The 1,225-nt window shown below is 62.7% G+C and carries 2 protein-coding genes; both read right to left on the bottom strand.

The genetic code is table 11. The annotated features are described in order from the left end of the window. Positions 1 to 15 precede the first annotated feature (15 nt). Positions 16 to 945 (bottom strand): electron transfer flavoprotein subunit alpha/FixB family protein, encoded by a 930-nt coding sequence (locus tag DHB74_RS16605; protein ID WP_036991910.1) that lies wholly within the window; start codon positions 943 to 945, stop codon positions 16 to 18. 1 nt (position 946) lies between these two features. Beyond that, a partial coding sequence (locus tag DHB74_RS16600) for an electron transfer flavoprotein subunit beta/FixA family protein (RefSeq protein WP_499162085.1) occupies positions 947 to 1,225 on the bottom strand: 279 nt, incomplete at its 5' end.

The following is a 1,225-nucleotide window of genomic DNA, read 5'->3' as shown; positions in this document are numbered from 1 at the left end:
TAGCTTGCCGCAGGTTTACACCTTGCTGGCCATCTCCGGCACCGCTTCAAACAGGTCAGCAACCAGACCGTAGTCCGCGACCTGGAAGATCGGCGCTTCCTCGTCCTTGTTGATCGCAACAATGACTTTGGAGTCCTTCATACCGGCCAGATGCTGGATCGCGCCGGAGATACCGACGGCGATGTACAGGCTCGGAGCAACGATCTTGCCGGTCTGACCGACCTGCATGTCGTTCGGTACAAAGCCCGCGTCAACGGCAGCGCGCGAGGCACCGACAGCGGCGCCCAGCTTGTCGGCCAGGCCGTACAGCAGCTGGAAGTTGTCGCCGTTCTGCATGCCACGACCACCGGAAACGACGATCTTGGCACCCGCCAGTTCGGGACGGTCGGACTTGGCCAGCTCTTCGCCAACGAAGGCGGAGGTGCCGGCGTCCTGAGCCGAGGCAACGGCTTCCACCGCCGCACTGCCACCTTCGGCAGCAACCGGGTCGAAACCGGTGGCGCGCACGGTGATGACCTTGATCGCCGCGTCGGACTTGACGGTGGCGATGGCGTTACCGGCGTAGATCGGGCGCTTGAAGGTATCGGCGCTTTCTACCGCGATGATCTCGGAGATCTGATCAACGTCCAGCAGCGCGGCAACGCGCGGCAGGTAGTTCTTGCCGTTGGTGCTGGCCGGGGCCAGGACGTGGCTGTAGTTCTTGCCCAGTTCGGCGATCAGCAGGGAGATGTTCTCCGGCAGCTGGTGCGCATAGGCAGCGTTGTCGGCCAACAGGACCTTGGAGACGCCTGCGACTTTGGCAGCGGCGTCAGCCACTGCGGCGCAACCGGCGCCGGCAACCAGTACGTCAATGTCACCACCAATGGCAGCGGCAGCAGCCACGGTGTTCAGGGTGGCGGCATTCAGTTCGGCGTTGTTGTGTTCAGCAATAACCAGAATCGTCATGTCAGATCACCTTGGCTTCGTTCTTCAGTTTGTCGACCAGCTCGTCAACGCTCTTGACCTTGATGCCAGCGCTGCGGGCAGCCGGGGCTTCGACCTTGACGGTGCTCAGGGTGGAGGCGGTGCTGACGCCCAGCTCGTCGGGCTTGAGCACATCCAGCGGCTTCTTCTTGGCCTTCATGATGTTCGGCAGCGAAGCGTAGCGCGGCTCGTTCAGGCGCAGGTCGGTGGTGACGATGGCCGGCAGTTTCAGGTCAACGGTCTGCAGACCGCCGTCGATTTC

It is taken from the genome of Pseudomonas sp. G11-1, from assembly GCF_024031555.1.
In the GTDB taxonomy this organism is placed as follows: Bacteria; Pseudomonadota; Gammaproteobacteria; order Pseudomonadales; family Pseudomonadaceae; genus Halopseudomonas; species Halopseudomonas bauzanensis.
The sequence above is the reverse complement of the archived record's forward strand: the minus strand, read 5'-3'. Positions and strand labels throughout refer to the sequence as shown.